The sequence below is a fragment of the Heliophilum fasciatum genome, from assembly GCF_004341395.1.
GTDB lineage: Bacteria > Bacillota > Desulfitobacteriia > Heliobacteriales > Heliobacteriaceae > Heliophilum > Heliophilum fasciatum.
This window is the reverse complement of the sequence record NZ_SLXT01000011.1, coordinates 30198-46569: the sequence shown is the minus strand read 5'-3', so window position 1 is coordinate 46569 and position 16372 is coordinate 30198. Positions and strand designations below refer to the sequence as shown.

Genomic DNA, 16372 nt, shown 5'->3' with positions numbered 1-16372 from the left:
ACAATAAAAGAGTAAAAAAGCAACGAAAACTACCTATATCCCTGTGATATAGGTAGTTTTGCACATTTTTTACCCATATGAAAATTGACATAGGTAAAAATTGGTGATAATATGCCCATATAATGGAGGTGTAGCCATGAACGGGAATCAGTTACCGCTGTTGCCGCCTGATGTGGATGTCGAAACAAAGGCGGTCTTAAAACAACTGGCCAGAGCGAACCGAGCGTTAGCGGAACTGAAAGGGTACGCTGACACCATTCCGAATAAACACATTTTGATCAATGCCGTAATGATCAACGAAGCAAAGGACAGTTCTGCCATTGAAAACATCATCACGACTCATGACGATTTATATAAAGCCATGAGTGATGCCAACGGGGCAAGTGCGGCCGCTAAAGAAGTGGTTAGCTACCGGACGGCGTTGTGGTTTGGCTATGAACAGGTAAAAGCTCGCGAAATGCTGACAACCAATATGATGATCGAAATCCAGGGTCACATCGAAAAAAATCGTGCCGGTATTCGAAAATTGCCCGGTACGGTATTGCGAAACGAAAGAACCGGTGAAACAGTCTATACACCACCAGCCGGTGAAGACACCATTCGAACGCTGCTTGCCAATCTTGAAACATACATTAACGATGATATCGACGATATTGACCCGCTGATCAAACTGGCTATGATTCATTATCAGTTTGAGAGCATCCATCCCTTTTATGATGGTAATGGCCGAACCGGCAGAATCATCAATGTACTTTATTTAGTGTTAAAAGGATTACTCGACAGCCCCATACTCTATTTGAGCCGGTATATCATTCGGAATAAATCGGCTTATTACCAACTTTTGCAGAGCGTTCGAACGGAAAGCAATTGGGAACCCTGGATTATCTACATCCTTACCGGAATCGAAGAAACGGCGGAAGAGACCTTACAGCTTGTCAAGCGGATTAATGCGGAAGTAGAAGCCATGAGTGCAGAAATCAAAGATAAGCTTCCGAAAATATATTCCAAGGAGCTTATCGAATTGTTGTTTTACGAATTCTATACCAAAATAACCTATATTGAAAAAGGCTTATCAGTATCCAGAAAAACAGCCATCAATTACCTTAATGTATTGGAAAAAGAAGGTTTTTTAATATCGGAAAAAATCGGTAAGGAACGAATTTATCAAAATAAAAGGCTTTATGATTTGGTAAAGTAGTCAACGTAATTTCTCCTTTTCTTGCTCGTAGGTAATCTTCAAGGGATCTTCCATTGCCCCCGACGATTCCGCAGATACAGGCAAAGAAATTATTCGGGAGAAAGTTACAGTTTTCATCTTGACAAAAAGATCATAAACCACGTATGATCTGAAAGGTTAACGAACGGGAGCCGGTGAGTGTAATCAACACTCACTTCTTTTATGATTGAAAGGGAGATTGACGTTGAAACGGACTGACCTCAGAAACATCGCCATTATCGCACACGTCGACCATGGCAAAACAACACTCGTCGACGGACTGCTGAAACAATCAGGCGTTTTTCGCGCCAACGAGGACGTCCAGACTTGCGTGATGGACTCCAATGATCTGGAACGGGAACGGGGCATCACGATCCTGGCTAAAAACACGGCTGTCTCCTATGATGGTGTAAAAATCAACATTGTCGATACACCGGGCCACGCCGATTTCTCCGGCGAAGTAGAGCGGATCCTTTCCATGGTCGACGGCGCCATCTTGCTCGTCGACAGCGCCGAAGGCGTCATGGCCCAAACCAAATACGTCCTGCGCAAGGCCTTGGAAGCCGGCTTGCCGCCGATCGTCGTCGTCAATAAAATGGACCGCCAAGACGCACGCCCGGCCGAAGTATACGACGAGATCCTGGAACTTTTTATGGACCTCGGTGCCGACCACGATCAGCTGGAATTCCCGACCCTCTACGCCGTCGGCCGCGCCGGTTGGGCCACCTTAGATATGGAAACCCCCGGTACAAGCTTAGAACCGTTATTTAAGACCATCCTGGAGCGGGTACACTGCCCCGAAGGTGACACGGAAAAACCGGTCCAGTTCATGGTCACCCAGTTAGACTATGACAGTTATGTCGGTCGCGTCGCCATCGGCCGCATCCATCAAGGCACCTTGAAATCCGGCCAAAACGTTTCGATCTGCAAGCGCGACGGTTCCATCGTCAAAGGCAAAGTGTTGCAAGTCTTTACCTATCAAGGTCTCAAGCGTATCCCCGTCGAATCAGCCACCGTTGGCGACATTATCGCCGTCACCGGCATTGAAAACGTCCATATCGGCGAAACGGTCTCGGATTTTGACAATCCAGAGCCTATGCCAGTGATCGACATCGATGAGCCCACCTTGCAGATGACCTTCCAGACCAACACGAGCCCCTTCGCCGGCAAAGAAGGCGACTTTATCACGTCGCGGCACCTGCGCAACCGCCTCTATAAAGAGCTGGAGAAAAACGTAGCCCTACGCGTCATAGAAACGGAAGACCCCGATGTGTTTCTCGTTTCGGGCCGCGGCGAACTGCATCTCTCCATCTTGATCGAGACGATGCGCCGCGAAGGCTACGAACTGGCCGTTTCCAAACCGCAAGTGATTCTGCATCGCGACGAAGAGGGCGAACTGCAAGAGCCCTTAGAACACCTGATCATCGACGTGCCCGAAGAATTTATGGGCGTCGTTATGGAGAAACTGGGAACACGGCGCGCCGAAATGACCAACATGGGCACCGCCGGCACAGGCCAACTGCGCTTGGAATTTATCATTCCCGCCCGGGGCCTCATCGGCTACCGTACCGAGTTCCTGACGGACACCAAAGGTTTCGGCATCATGCACCATCTGTTCCATGAATATGGCCCCTATCGCGGCGAGATCGCCGGTCGTTCCCGCGGCGCTGTGATCGCTGCCGAAAACGGCACGGCCACGATTTACGCCTTGGGGAACTTGCAAGAACGGGTCTCCTTCTTTATCCCGCCTGGTACCGACGTGTATACGGGCATGATCGTCGGCGAAAACGCCCGTGAGCAAGACATGGAGTGCAACGTCGCCAAAACCAAGCACCTGACCAACATGCGTGCTTCCGGCTCCGACGGCACCACCCGCTTAGAACCGCACCGCGAACTGTCGCTGGAAGACGCCTTGGAGTGGATTGAAGACGATGAACTCGTCGAAGTCACGCCCAAATCGATTCGCCTGCGCAAACGCATCCTCGATCCCCACATGCGGGCACGAGCCAATAAAAAATAGATCACCACTTACAAACCAGCCAGCATCATGGCTGGTTTTTTGCCTTGGGAGGGAATTTGGATGGATCTCTTTACAAGTCAAAGGGAAACCCAGAAACACAGCGACGCACCACTGGCGTATCGCATGCGTCCCCAAAGCCTCGACGACATCGTAGGCCAGCAGCACCTCTTAGGACCGGGTGCACCGCTGCGCCGCATGATCAGCGGTGACCGCTTGCACTCCTTTATCCTTTACGGCCCACCGGGCACAGGCAAAACCACAACGGCGCAAGTGATCGCCCGCTCCACCCAAAGCCGTTTTATCACCCTTTCGGCGGTCAACAGTTCCTCCACCGAAATCAAAAAAGTGGCCAAAGAAGCGGAAAGCCACCTAGCCTACTACCAGCGGCGAACGATCCTTTTTATCGATGAGATTCACCGCTTTAATAAAGCCCAACAAGACGTCCTCCTGCCGATTCTGGAAGACGGCACACTCCTGTTGATCGGTGCTACCACGGAAAATCCCCTCTACGAGATCAACTCGGCGTTGCTATCACGGCTACGCGTCTATGTCCTGCAACCGATCGGCGAAAGCGATTTACGGCAGCTTGTCCTGCGCGCGTTGACGGATAGGGAACGGGGACTGGGGCTCCCGGCCGAGTGCTTGGTGGAGGACGGCCTCGCCACCATCATCCAAGCAGCCAAAGGCGATGGCCGGGCAGCACTGACTTTGCTGGAGATGGTGATGAGCGCTTATGGGACAGTTGCCATCGGTGCCAAAGAAGTGATGGCCATCACCGGCAAAATGGCCACCTATTACGACAAAAAAGGCGATCGCCACTACGACACGATCTCGGCGTTCATCAAAAGCATTCGGGGCTCCGATCCTGACGCAGCGCTTTTTTACCTGGCCGTCATGATCGACGCCGGCGAAGATCCGATCTTCATCGCTCGCCGCCTCGTCGTCCATGCCGCTGAAGATATCGGACTGGCTGACCCCAATGCCATGCTGATCGCCCAAGCAGCCGCGGCGGCGGTACAACTGATCGGTATGCCGGAAGGGCGCATTCCCCTGGCGGAAGCAACAATTTACCTGGCAACGGCGCCGAAAAGCAACACGGCCAAGGTAGCGATCGATCAGGCGCTGCAAGCGGTACGGGAAGCCAAAAAAATTGAGGTACCCCGCCATTTGCGCGATACCTCACACAGCCAAGCGCGGCAACGCCTGGGCCACGGCGTTGGCTATAAATACCCCCACGATTTTGGCGGCTATACAGCACAGCGCTACTTGCCGGAGGAGTTTGCCGGTGCTCAATTCTACACCCCCAGTGATAACGGGCGGGAAAAACAAATCCAGCGTTGGATGGCCGAACTAAAGGCCTATCTGGGCAATGAAGGTTCACCCAAAACGTAACCGCTCACGCTACCTTCACCGTAATCGTGACCACTACCCTAACCAGGGCATACTATCGTCATCCGTAGCCATTTCCGGACGAGGAGTGTGATTCATGAATGAGACTAGTGATCGCATCCGATTCCTATAAAGAGTCCCTAAGTGCCGTTGAAGTTGCAACGATCATCGCCGCCGCTGCCCAGGACGTCTTCCCCGGGGTTGCCATCGAACAGATCCCGCTTGCCGATGGCGGTGAAGGTTTTGTCCAGGCGATGCTGATCGGCGCCGGCGGGCAATCCATCACCAACGAAGTTACGGGCCCCCTCGGTCCGGCACAGCGCGTTCAGGCCACCTGGGGTATCCTTCCTGACGGGAAGAGCGCCGTCATTGAAATGGCAGCCGCCTCCGGACTACATCTTGTGCCTCCCGATCAACGAAATCCGCTCGCTACAACCTCCTATGGCACTGGTGAGTTGATCGCGGCCGCCATCGCCGAAGGGTGTACAACGATCTACATCGGTATCGGTGGTTCTGCCACCAATGACGGTGGTGCCGGTATGGCGGCAGCCCTCGGGGTTCGTTTGCTCGACAACAACCATCAGCCTCTGCCGCTCAGTGGTGAAGCACTTGCTCAACTCCATCAGATCGACTTATCGCACCTTCACCCGGCGATTGCCGGCGATAAGGTTCAAATCATTGCCGCTTGTGATGTGACCAATCCGCTTTGCGGCCCCCATGGCGCCTCAGCCGTCTATGGTCCGCAAAAAGGAGCCACCCCCACAATGGTGACACGACTTGACAGTAACTTGCAACACTTGGCCCTGTGTATCGCAACAGCGACAGGCCGTGATGTAGCCAATATCCCCGGTGCCGGTGCAGCCGGTGGCCTTGGCGCCGGTTTGCTTGGCTTTCTCGACGCATCGCTGGAGCCAGGCTTTGCTTTAGTCAGTACGATCACTGATCTGGAAGCCAAAATTGCTAATGCCGATCTGGTCATCACCGGTGAGGGCAAAACTGATTTTCAAACCCTTTTTGGTAAAGTCCCTGCCGGGGTCGCTGCTCTTACCGCAAAGTATGAAAAGCCATTGATCCTCATCGCCGGCGGCATCGAAGATCACCCCGACCTGGACAAAAACTTCACCGCCCTGATCACCAGCACCCGCTTACCGGTTCCGGTTACGGAAGCGATGACCCATGCCACTGCCTGGCTATCAGCAAGCGCCCGCCAAACCTTTCATTTGATCCGGCTCGGGCAACAGCTTGGCCAACGGCTTGGCTAACTGCTTGGCTAACAACCCGGCAGCAATACTTCACCCGACAGTTAGCGACAACTGGCAAGCAGCCAGGTTCCTACTAACCGGTCTACTGCACACAAATGCGATCCTTCAAATCGGCATACTTCTTCGCCCCAATACCGGCCACTTCTTGAAGATCTTCCGGTCGCGCGAAGCCGCCTTTTGATTCACGATACTGGACAATCCGTTCAGCCAAAGCGGGGCCAATGCCCGGCAATTGATCGAGTTCCGCCACTGTGGCCTGGTTAATGTCGATCAGACCGCCACCCCCGGCAGCAACAGAGCGAACTCCGGAACTACCACCTCTTTGGACAGTAGCCCCATTATCAGTAGCGGCCATCGTCGCTGCTCCCGCAGCAAAAGTATAGCCAGTGGCCCCGGCAGCCCGGGTAGGTACAGCGCTGCCGCTTGATTTGGCACCGCCAGTCCCACCGGCCCCGCCGTTTTCGCCGCTATTGCCGGTCCCGCCGTTTCCGGCACTACTGCTAGTCCCACCAGCCCCAACGCTACCACCTGCTCCCCAACGGTTTTGCCCTCCGGCAACAGCACCATTACCGGCAAAACCGACTGCCGCTTGCGCCACCTCTTCCCGGGTCAAGATGACCAACTGCTTGCCATCAACGAGCGGCGCTGCCCGGTTGATACTTTCCAGATCAGCATCTTCAGTACAACTAGCCAGTTGCAGCACGTCCTCCACACGGCTACCTGCTGGCAGGCGATAAACGCCAGGCTTGTAGACCGCGCCCAAAACGTGTACGACAATTTCTTTGCCGCCGGTTCCGGGGGCCTGACCTCCACCGCTTTCGCCCGGGCGATTGACCCCACCGAAGCGCTCACCCATCCCGAGCGTGAGCGTGTTGGCCTTCCCGCCGTCAGCCAAAGATAGGTCGTTGCTGCTCGACGAAAACCGGGTCCCTTGGAAAAGCATCACCGCCACCACTAACACCAAGAGTGCTCCCAAGACAAAAAAGACGCGTTTGCGATTGTCCATCTCGCCACACCACCCTTTATCCTTTTTTTTACACCTCCCTGTATAGCGAGTATTCGACATCGTCCAATAAATTCCTTCCTCAATTAGATTATAATCCCATTTTTAAAGCAGTTGCTTCGCGTAAAGTGAGCACAAAGGAAAAACAGCAGCCATAAATTGCAGCTGCTGTTTTTCCTTTGTGTATCGTATTTTTTGAGCGTAACATTTTCTTCGATGACTTCGTCGCCAAGCTTTTATTCCGCTCTCCCCGCTCTCCCCGCTCTCCCCGCTCTCCCCGGCCAAAAGCGACGATGGAGCCCCAGCCCGACAGCGGCCATTGACAGAGCCAAGAAAGCACCCAAGGAATCCCAAAGCACATCCGACATCAACGGACTGCGCGCCGGCATATGCATTTGATGCCATTCATCAGTGACCCCATAGAACGTAGCCCCCGCCCAAGCCCCCAGAAAACAAGTCGTCCAGGAAAAGCGCGACAACCGCAGCGCTCCCAACAAAAACAACGCCAAAACACCAAACAACGCAACATGAGCAGCCTTGCGGACCAACCAATTGACGATACGTATCTCTTGCGGCGAGAGCCCAAGCAGTTTCGTCAGTACCCCCTGCGTGTGGTTCGACGTTGCCTCCGGTAAAGACGTAATCCAAAAGATCAAGAAACACCATAAAAACAACAAGAACCAAGCGAAAAAGGGATGAAAAATTTTGCCAAGATAACCCCGGCGATTGATGATCACAACGAGTTTCGCTCCTTAATCCAACAATAAGCCTGCAATCCAAAGACCATGGTCAACAGGACCGTCAAAGCCCCCAAGGCCACCAGGATAACATCAGCAACCAAAGGATCTTGACCCGGTACATAAAGCTGGCACCATTCATTGATTGCGCCATAGATCGTCGTGATCAGCCAAGCCACGATAAAAGCAACGCCGCCGGACACCTTGACTTGACGCAAAAGAAAGTAAATCAAAACGGCCAAACCGCCAAACAACAAAAGATGGGTTAACTTACGAAAGCTCCAGTTCAACGAATAAGCCAAAGATCCATCGATACCAAAAGTCTGGGCAAGCCAAAGACGTGTGGCTTCCGGCGTCCCCTCCGGTGATGCAGTCACGATAAAAATAATCGCGCACCAAAAAATCACCATACCCCATCCCAGCCATAAAACCCCACGATGCGATGCACGGTGACGACGGCGGTGATCGTAAATTTCTTCGTATACTTCTTCGTAAAATTCTTCCGAATCCGCTTGATTTTTATATGGTTGATGCCGCACCAAGATCACCTTTTTAAATTTATTCTATTTATTCTACCCTTTTCTTGGGCATCAAGCAAATCCCCAATAAAAAAAAAGAGCACCACCGCATGCTCGTGATGCTCCTATTTTCGATGATCAAAGATAATTTCCAAGCAGGCCTGGATAGATCCTCCATCATCCCCACCCAAGTTGCCCAACTAAACTAAATGGCATATTCCGGTGCCCACTCATGAACCAATTGAAAAGCTTTGAAAATTTCACGGCGATAATAGAGAAACTGGCTGTCCGTCCGTTCACAAGGGCGAGCGATATTCATCGGCAAGACCATTTCAATCCGCCCCGGATTCGGTGCCATGACCACCACTTTTTGGCCCAAATACACCGCTTCATCAATATCATGAGTTACAAAAATAATCGTTGTTTTCTGATCTTGCCAGATGCGCAACATCTCATCTTGCAAACGGTAGCGCGTAAAAGCATCGAGCGCCGAAAACGGCTCATCCATAAAGATCACTTCCGGTTCCACCGCCAGCGCCCGCGCAATGGCCACACGCTGCCGCATCCCACCGGACAACTGATGCGGAAACAAGGTGGCCACTTCCTGTAACCCGACCAGTTCTAAGTATTTTATCGCTTTTTCGCGGGCATCGCTTTTGCTTGCCCCTTGCGCCTGCACGCCAAAGGCCACATTGTCGATCACGGTCCGCCAGGGAAAAAGGCCATGTTCTTGGAAAATGGTCACATGCTTCGGGTTCGGCGCGACCAACGGTTCGCCATGGACCAGCAACGTTCCCGATGTAGGGGTAATAAACCGTGCCAACAGATTCATTACGGTGGTCTTGCCGCAGCCACTGGGACCTAAGAGGCAAACAAATTCGCCTTGCTGGATATCCAGATTCACATCGTCCAGGACTAACCGCAAAGGCCCTTCCGGCGTAGGGAAGGATTTACTGACGCCGCGCATTTGAAACACCAAGTCACGCGAACGTGGATCCAGTTCCGCCTCAGGAGAAACTTTTTTTACATTATTCATGACTACCTGCCTCCTGTCCCCACTGGCGATAGATCCAGCGCTCCGCAGTGCGCATCAAGCGATTGATGATCAAGCCAATCGCCCCGACCATGATCATGCCGGCGATGATCCAATCAGTACGCAAGAAGTTGCGTGAATCGACAATAAAATACCCCAGGCCGCTTTGGGCGCCAAGCATTTCACCGGCGACCAGATGAATCCAAGCCGTCCCAACAGCAATATGTAAGCCATTCATCATCTGCGGAAAAGCGGCCGGCAGCACCACTTGCCGAAAAACCATCAAGGGACCGGCGCCAAAATCATAGGCCACTTTTAAATAAAGGGGATTGACCTGACGGACAGCGCTGACCGTCGTCACCACCACCGGAAAAAAAGCGGCTAAGAAAATGATAAACACTGCCGGTGCATTGCCGATACCAAACCAAAGCACAGCCAAAGGAAACCAAGCGATCGGTGAAATGGGCCGTAGAAACTGGATGATCGGATCAAGGGCCTGCCGCGCCCGTGTTACCCAGCCCATCCAAAGTCCCAGTGGAATCCCGATGACCACTGCCAACCCGTAGGCCGTGAGAAAACGCCCCATGCTCACCAGGATATGCTTGCCGAGCATATCGGCTTCCCAAAGCTCAGGAAACGCTTTCAGCACATCGAGCGGTGACGGCAACTGCTCCGGCGTATAGAATCCGGCCACTCCCGTCCATAGCAAAAGCACCAGCAAAAAGGCTAGCCAGCCGTCAAGTTGCGCTCGCAAATTGATTGTCCACATACTGAGCCAAATCCACCTTTTCCGTCGTAATCCCAAACTGAAGCATGTAATCTTGCGTTGCCGTAAAATCAGACAATGCCGGTGCCAATTGATTAAAGGTTACCCGCCCGCGTGGTTGGGTCAATACATGGGTAATGACTTCCTTTTTTTGACCTAAATACTTCACCGACAGCTTGCTCGCTTCTTCCGGGTTGGCATCGATAAAAGCGCCGGCTTTTTGCAGATTACCGACCAGTTCGGTAACGGCCTCCGGGTGTTGCTGCAGCACCGATTCCTGAATATTTAAGGCGCAGCAGATGTGATCGGGCCATAAATCTTTGGACAAGGTCAGCACTTGTCCATGACCTTGCAGTTCCGCTTGACCGCCAAAGGGTTCAGCCACGATAAACGCATCGATCCGGCCCGTCGCCAAGGCATTGACCATTTCCGGCGGCGCCATGTCGAGCAATTTCACTTCCGAAGCGGCCACACCGCGATCGGCCAAGGCTTTGCGGATCAAGATGTGGTGCGTGGAAAAGCGACTGGGAATCGCTACGGTTTTACCGCGCAAGTCCTCAATTTTTTGGGCACCATCGCCTTTTTTCACGGTCAGCACCGAACCATTGCGATGTCCCAACATGACGGCTTTCAGCGGTACCCCTTTTTGCCGTAACGTAAGCCCGATGGGCGTCAGTAAAAAAGCACCTTGAATAGCACCGGCTTTGATTGCTTCGGCGATCTCGGCCCAGTTGGAGAATTTCACCGCTTCCACTTGGCTATGGGTAAATTGATGCTGATCCAAGCCGATGACGGTCAAGTGATCCGTAATCGGCAGGTAGCCGATTTTCAGCTTCGGCTTATTGGCACCGGCACCGCTGCCGGATAGGGTCTGTGAATTCGATGAACCGCAGCCAGCGGCCATCAGCGCTGCACCGGCCGTCATCGTCCATAGACCGGTTTTAATTAACTCCCGACGATTCATGATGACCTGAAACAAATTAACCGCCCTCTCTTCTCACACTTGTCTCCGTTGCCCCGTAGGTATCCTTAACCTAATTTGAAAGCAGCGAATCTCTTTGTATTCTTCGCTTCTATTTTTGACTTCGCCGCTTCTCCAGATCCGCCACTATCCGCTCACCAAGTCGGCGTGGATCAGGATCAACAACCATGACCGAACCTAACAGCGCTTCCGTATCATGCTCAAAAAACTTCCGTACATTGGGCGAGCCAAAGAGCGGCGCCGGCACACAGTGGTAGGAATTCAATCCCAGCAACCGGAAGCTTAACGAAGCACCAGCACCTTTTTCGTTCGACCATTCGGGGCTGGAAAAAGCGAAGGGCATCGCTTTTAATGGTCTTCCTGCCGCATCGGCGACGGCACGGAAGAGCGCTGATGCTCGGGCATTGTCGAGGCATTCGCCCATGTGCCAGACCGGCGGAAGTCCATGCGCTTCCAGTGCTTGGCGCAGACCAGGGCCGGCTTTTTGCGCCAACGCGTCAGGATGGCAGTAGCCCAGCTTCAAGAGCGGGAAAGAAGCACAGCCGTTGGTGAGAATCAAAATATCATTAGCCAGTAAAATATCAGCCACATCGGTGATCGTCTTTTCATATATCACTTTGGGGTTGTTACAGCCGACCAAGTTGACAATTCCCCGGATCTGACCGGAGTCAATCAACTGCCATAATCCTTGCGGGCCGCCAAAGAGGGGCAATGCATTCTCCACGGAAAAACCGATTTCCGCATCGATGGATGTCTCCGGAATAAACACATTGCCTTCCTTGCGGCGGGGGTAATTTTCGATCGCCAGCCCGACAATTTGGGCAGCCATTGCTTCGACTTTGTTCAGATTACGATGGTGATGATCAAAACCAATATGTATCGCGCCCGGTAACCGCCCTGCATCATGGGTCGTCACGACTTTGGTATGGAAACAAGCGGCCACATTCATGATGCTGGGAAAAACGTCTTGAATATCGGCGACCCAGAGATCAAGCGCTCCCGTGCCCATGACCAGTTCGGCACCGATGGCATTGCTTAAGGGGTGCACTTGGCCATAACGGTACAAGCTGGACAATCCCGAACAGCAGATGCCATAGAGGCGAATGCCGGCGGCCCCCAGTTCACGGGCACGGGCGATGGCTTCCGGCGATTCAGCGGCCTGTACAATCGCTGAGGCCATCACCGGAGAATGACCGTGGATCGCGATGTTGACGTACTCCGGCTTGAGAGAGCCGAAATTGGCGCTGATGCGCTGGCGTTGGGGCGGACCGTACAAGCTGTCCATCGCAATCGACGAACCGAGGACACTGGACCAAGCAAAAGCCAGACCACAGCGCAAGATTTGTCGGGCGATGTTTTCCCAATCGCCATCAGTACCGGTTCCCGTACGATGGAGCGCTTCAAACACTTCGTGATAGGCACCGATCGGCAGGATATCTAAATCACGCCAAGTCGCGATCCGTTCGGGCGGCGCCATGGCCGCCAAGGTTTTATGTTCACCGGGAACGGTCCGCGAAAGATCTTCCAGCAGCACATCGGCAATTTGCGCGGCCAGTGAGCGGATTTCGGCTTGAAGCTCCTCAGTAGAAGGTTCTTGATCATCCGATCCAGTCAGGCTTTGCAGATTCCGGGGTTGTTGATCATGGCCCGCTTGATGCTGACCTTGCCGATCCTGGCGTTCATGATTTTGCCTATCTGCCGTGATCCCCAACGCTTTGGCTACGGCACGCACTTTTTCCGGTCCCCGGATCGGCAGCGGAATCGTTCCTTCAGCAGCGCCTTTCAGCGCCAACATGACTTCCCGCCCACGAGCACCATGGGCAGAGACACCGGCGGCGACCCAACGCAAAAAATTGCGGGCCACGATCAAGTCAGCATCGGCGCCACAAACACCGCGTGGGCTTTTCGGTGTGATTTTACAAGGTCCCATATTACAATTGCGGCAGCACGTGCCGGCAAGTCCAAAAGTACATTGCGGTTTTTGTGCATCAAAACGATCAAAGGTAGTTTCCAATCCTTGGTCCGCAAAATGACGGAGCATCGCCCGCACACCGGGATCAGGCGTTTCCTCCAGCACTTGTTGCGTTGACGGGAAGGTACGACGATATTCATTCAACTCTTGTGGATCATGCATGATGGCTACCCTCCTTGTTCTCCGGTGCGTTGTCCACCGGCGCATTGTCCGCCGGAGGGAACAACTGTTGCAAAATCTGTTTTACACCTTCACCAAAAGCACCGGACAGCGGAGGAAGACTGCCTTGCAGATCAGCACGACGGATCGCAGGATCATCGGGAAACGCGGCGACGATGGGCCAAGTGGGCAAATACCGCTGCACTTCTTCGCGTTCCTCCGGAGATGGGCAACGATTGAGCACTGCCAAGCACTTGGGAATTTGCAAGTCTTGGGCTAACCGGTGCAGGTCCCGGGCCGTTTGCACACTGCGTGCCCCCGGTTCCAAGACAACAATCACCGCATCAATCTTGCGAATCGTGCCACGGCTCATGTGCTCCAGCCCAGCTTCACTGTCAATCAACAGAACATCCTTGGACCCGGAGGGAATTGCCGAGAGAACACGGCTTAACAAGGCATTTTCTTTACAATAACAGCCTTGTCCACCACCTTTGGTCCACCCTAAGGTAAGCAAGCGTTGTCCTTGCCCCCAAGAGACGCTCAGTTGCTCAATCAAGGGGCGCACATCGGGGTTAAGGGGTACAAGGCCATCACGAAGTTGTTCTTTTCCGCCCAGCGCTTCGTCAATTAAAGCACCTTGCTGGGCCAAAGGGACAATCCTCTCGCGCTCATTGGCGTCAAGGGGTAGTGCCGAGGCGAGATTCGCATCGGGATCGGCATCAATCGCCACTACCTGATATCCCCGGTGGTCGAGGGTACGAGCCAGCGCAGCGGCAAGGGTCGTCTTGCCGACACCGCCTTTGCCAACAACGGCAATCTTCATTCTACTTCTCCACCCTTATCGGTTTCTTCCAGTTTGTCTGGTCAGCTATATGCATGTATCCCGATTGAGATTGTATAATAAATCCCCACCATCGTCAAGAATAAATTCCTATAAATATAATCAGGATACTATTATTTGTGTCCACCAGAAACACGAGCGAAGATAATACGCAATGACAACACCTAAAGACACAAAGCGCCCACCGGAACCATCCGTTCCGGTGAGCGCCTCACGGAAAAAAAGATAATTTCTGTGCCAGTCTCTCCTTTGCCCCTTTGGCTACAACAACGATTACATCTCCACCAACCGCGGTGCACCAACCAGCGTCGCCTTCGCTTCCGCAACCATTCCCTCGATGATCGTCTTCACCGGCTCAATACGCGTTAACACATTCAAGCTTTGACCGACCTGCACAAAGCCCTCATCGACATCACCGTCGATGGCGGCTTTTTTGCTTGTCCCCGTTGCCAAGGCCGTCAGTTCCTCATCAGGCGCCCCTTGCACTTCCAGCGCCAGATACTTGGAAGAAAAACTGTTTTTCAACCCACGAACGCCATGGCCACGGGAATAACCGGTCACCACCGAGTCCGTATCAGTCGCCTCAATAATTTTCTGCTTCGCATTGGGATGAACCAGGCATTCCTCGGCTAGTAAAAAGCGCGATCCCATTTGCACCCCAGAGGCGCCCATCAACAGCGCCGCCGCCATCCCACGACCGTCAGCAATACCACCGGCAGCCACCACAGGAATCTTCACTTGCGGAATCACATTCGTCAGCAGAGCCATCGTCGTCAGCGTACCGATATGCCCCGCCGCTTCCATCCCTTCGATGACCACCGCATCAGCACCCTTTTCTTCGACACGGCGCGCCAGCCGGACACTGGGCACCACCGGAATCACCTTGACACCGGCCCCGTGGAGTTGCTCAAAAAAAGGCACCGGATTGCCTGCACCGAGCGTCGCAAAAGCGACCTTTTCCTGACAAACCACATCGACAATTTCCTCTTTATTGGGCGCCATCAGCATGATATTGACACCAAAAGGCTTATCCGTCAGTTCACGGGTCTTGCGGATTTCCTCACGCAGCCATTCAGCCGTTCGGCCACCAGCCGCAATAATTCCGGCACCACCGGCATTGGAAACGGCACTGGTCAAGTTGGCTTCCGAGATCCAGACCATGGCCCCTTGAAGCACAGGATATTGAATCCCCAGCAACTCGGTCAATCTTGTTTTCACGTAAACTCTCCCCTATCAACATCAAAAATTACACATCAATTTTGGCAAGGTGATCTTGCTCATTATAGCAAAAAAACCCTGCCACGCGAAGACTTTCGATGCTCCCAGATCCGGATGCAACGGCATATTCAAAAACAAGAAGTCAAAAAACAGATCCGAATCAAGGCAAATTATGGCACCCATTTCACCCATCATCCATATGTTATCGCGAAAAGCAAACAAACATCCCAAAGGAGCGTGGATTCACGTGCAAAACGCCAATTGTTGCGGCAGCAGCAAAAAATCTTTGATTCGTGACCTTGAAGAATACATCAACGACGAACGTTGTGACAGCCGTTATTACGCGATCATGGCAGCCAATGCCCCTACAGCGCGAGCCGCCAAGCTGCTCATGGAATTCAGCCGCGAAGAAGCATTACATGCCCAGTGTTTCATGGATGCCTATCGCATGATTACCGGTTGCCCTTATTGCCCTAAACCAGTCTGCGACCCCTGCGTACCGGAATTCACCGAAGCCGTGAAAGCACGGATCATCGCCGAGACAGCGGACTACAAAAAATATGGCGAACAATACCTGAAAGCATGCAATTCTCATCTCAAGAACCTCTTTTTTATGACCCGCACCGACGAAGCCAAACATGCCATGCGTATGCCGATCTTGCTCAGCGATGCCGAGGGAAGTTGCTGCCCGCCCCGCGTTCCTCAACCGGTGTTGACAGCGCCGCTGCAGCCCTTACCGGTGCAACCGATGGAGTGCCACCCTGCACCGGAAGCTTGCCCCAAACCGGTAGAGCACTGCCATCACGAACACCATAAGCCCCAAGAGTGCCGACCGAAACGACAAGAAAAATGCCATCCCATGCCGCAAGAATGCCGCCCCATGCCGCACGAGTGCCACCCCATGCCGCACGAGTGCCATCCCATGCCGCACGAATGTCATCCCATGCCGCACGAATGTCATCCCATGCCCCATGAGCGCCATCCCATGCCTGAGCGGATCAGCCCGAAACGGTCGGCACCGCGCCCCCGCCAGAGTTATCCCCGTCCCATCGCTGACCCTTGTGATCTTTATCCCGCCCAGCGCCCGGCTGATCCTTGCGATCTCAGCCCCATGTACCGGATGCCGACCAACTACCCCATGCCTCACTATCCCCGTTCCATGGAATAACGGAAACTACAGGGTAACGGTAACCACCATAACCATAACCATAGCCATTCCCAAGCAAAAGACCTGTGCGCCGGCACAGGTCTTTTCT

At 53.2% G+C, this 16372-nt stretch carries 14 protein-coding genes; 5 read left to right on the top strand and 9 right to left on the bottom strand.

All coding sequences use genetic code 11. From position 1 onward, the window contains the following. Positions 1-136 precede the first annotated feature (136 nt). From EDD73_RS07565 to EDD73_RS07550, 4 genes are all read left to right on the top strand, one after another. The gene (locus EDD73_RS07565; RefSeq protein ID WP_131919180.1) at positions 137-1198 is read left to right on the top strand and encodes a Fic family protein; all 1062 of its coding nucleotides are present in this window, start codon (positions 137-139) and stop codon (positions 1196-1198) included. 223 nt (positions 1199-1421) lie between these two features. Then, a complete protein-coding gene (gene typA / locus EDD73_RS07560) occupies positions 1422-3236 on the top strand; it encodes a translational GTPase TypA (RefSeq protein ID WP_131919179.1) in 1815 nt (604 codons plus the stop codon). A 60-nt stretch (positions 3237-3296) separates the two neighbouring features. Then, positions 3297-4628 (top strand): replication-associated recombination protein A, encoded by a 1332-nt coding sequence (locus EDD73_RS07555; RefSeq protein WP_131919178.1) that lies wholly within the window; start codon positions 3297-3299, stop codon positions 4626-4628. 98 nt (positions 4629-4726) lie between these two features. Continuing rightward, positions 4727-5887, top strand: coding sequence for a glycerate kinase (locus EDD73_RS07550; RefSeq protein ID WP_131919177.1), 1161 nt, complete (start codon positions 4727-4729; stop codon positions 5885-5887). Between the two features lie 82 nt (positions 5888-5969). Here EDD73_RS07550 and EDD73_RS15245 read toward each other — a convergent pair whose 3' ends face one another. The 9 genes from EDD73_RS15245 to EDD73_RS07500 all read right to left on the bottom strand — a co-directional run bounded on the left by EDD73_RS15245 (position 5970) and on the right by EDD73_RS07500 (position 15116). Further along, on the bottom strand, positions 5970-6893 hold the full coding sequence (locus EDD73_RS15245; protein ID WP_165876383.1) for a ComEA family DNA-binding protein: 924 nt from the start codon (positions 6891-6893) through the stop codon (positions 5970-5972). A gap of 233 nt (positions 6894-7126) precedes the next feature. After that, entirely contained in the window at positions 7127-7627 is a 501-nt protein-coding gene (locus EDD73_RS07535) for a VanZ family protein (protein WP_131919176.1), read from the bottom strand. Then, positions 7624-8166, bottom strand: a complete 543-nt coding sequence (locus EDD73_RS07530; protein ID WP_131919175.1) for a VanZ family protein — start codon at positions 8164-8166, stop codon at positions 7624-7626. Before EDD73_RS07530 ends, EDD73_RS07535 begins: the two co-directional genes overlap by 4 nt. Before the next feature lie 184 nt (positions 8167-8350). Beyond that, positions 8351-9181 carry an ABC transporter ATP-binding protein gene (locus EDD73_RS07525; protein ID WP_243116836.1) on the bottom strand — a complete coding sequence of 277 codons (831 nt, stop codon included), beginning with the start codon at positions 9179-9181 and terminating at the stop codon, positions 8351-8353. Then, positions 9174-9947, bottom strand: a complete 774-nt coding sequence (locus EDD73_RS07520; RefSeq protein ID WP_131919174.1) for an ABC transporter permease — start codon at positions 9945-9947, stop codon at positions 9174-9176. The genes EDD73_RS07525 and EDD73_RS07520 overlap by 8 nt, the downstream gene beginning before the upstream one ends. Further along, positions 9916-10923 carry an ABC transporter substrate-binding protein gene (locus EDD73_RS07515; RefSeq protein ID WP_207668835.1) on the bottom strand — a complete coding sequence of 336 codons (1008 nt, stop codon included), beginning with the start codon at positions 10921-10923 and terminating at the stop codon, positions 9916-9918. Before EDD73_RS07515 ends, EDD73_RS07520 begins: the two co-directional genes overlap by 32 nt. Positions 10924-11017: 94 nt before the next feature. Then, positions 11018-13060: an anaerobic carbon-monoxide dehydrogenase catalytic subunit gene (locus EDD73_RS07510; protein WP_165876382.1), complete on the bottom strand. Its 2043-nt coding sequence runs from the start codon at positions 13058-13060 to the stop codon at positions 11018-11020. Continuing rightward, positions 13053-13880: an ATP-binding protein gene (locus tag EDD73_RS07505; protein ID WP_131919172.1), complete on the bottom strand. Its 828-nt coding sequence runs from the start codon at positions 13878-13880 to the stop codon at positions 13053-13055. Before EDD73_RS07505 ends, EDD73_RS07510 begins: the two co-directional genes overlap by 8 nt. A 291-nt stretch (positions 13881-14171) precedes the next feature. Then, on the bottom strand, positions 14172-15116 hold the full coding sequence (locus tag EDD73_RS07500) for a nitronate monooxygenase (protein WP_131919171.1): 945 nt from the start codon (positions 15114-15116) through the stop codon (positions 14172-14174). A gap of 247 nt (positions 15117-15363) precedes the next feature. Here EDD73_RS07500 and EDD73_RS14875 point away from each other — a divergent pair, with 247 nt between their 5' ends. Beyond that, entirely contained in the window at positions 15364-16284 is a 921-nt protein-coding gene (locus EDD73_RS14875) for a ferritin-like domain-containing protein (protein WP_165876381.1), read from the top strand. The last annotated feature ends 88 nt before the right edge of the window (positions 16285-16372 follow it).

Bases quoted from the DNA above. Each gene is read 5' to 3' on its own strand.
- EDD73_RS15245 (WP_165876383.1), bottom strand. From the start codon at position 6,893: ATGGACAATCGCAAACGCGTCTTTTTTGTCTTGGGAGCACTCTTGGTG.
- EDD73_RS07505 (WP_131919172.1), bottom strand. From the start codon at position 13,880: ATGAAGATTGCCGTTGTTGGCAAAGGCGGTGTCGGCAAGACGACCCTT.
- EDD73_RS07510 (WP_165876382.1), bottom strand. From the start codon at position 13,060: ATGCATGATCCACAAGAGTTGAATGAATATCGTCGTACCTTCCCGTCA.
- EDD73_RS07555 (WP_131919178.1), top strand. From the start codon at position 3,297: ATGGATCTCTTTACAAGTCAAAGGGAAACCCAGAAACACAGCGACGCA.
- EDD73_RS07550 (WP_131919177.1), top strand. From the start codon at position 4,727: ATGAGACTAGTGATCGCATCCGATTCCTATAAAGAGTCCCTAAGTGCC.
- EDD73_RS07565 (WP_131919180.1), top strand. From the start codon at position 137: ATGAACGGGAATCAGTTACCGCTGTTGCCGCCTGATGTGGATGTCGAA.
- EDD73_RS07520 (WP_131919174.1), bottom strand. From the start codon at position 9,947: ATGTGGACAATCAATTTGCGAGCGCAACTTGACGGCTGGCTAGCCTTT.
- EDD73_RS07525 (WP_243116836.1), bottom strand. From the start codon at position 9,181: ATGAATAATGTAAAAAAAGTTTCTCCTGAGGCGGAACTGGATCCACGT.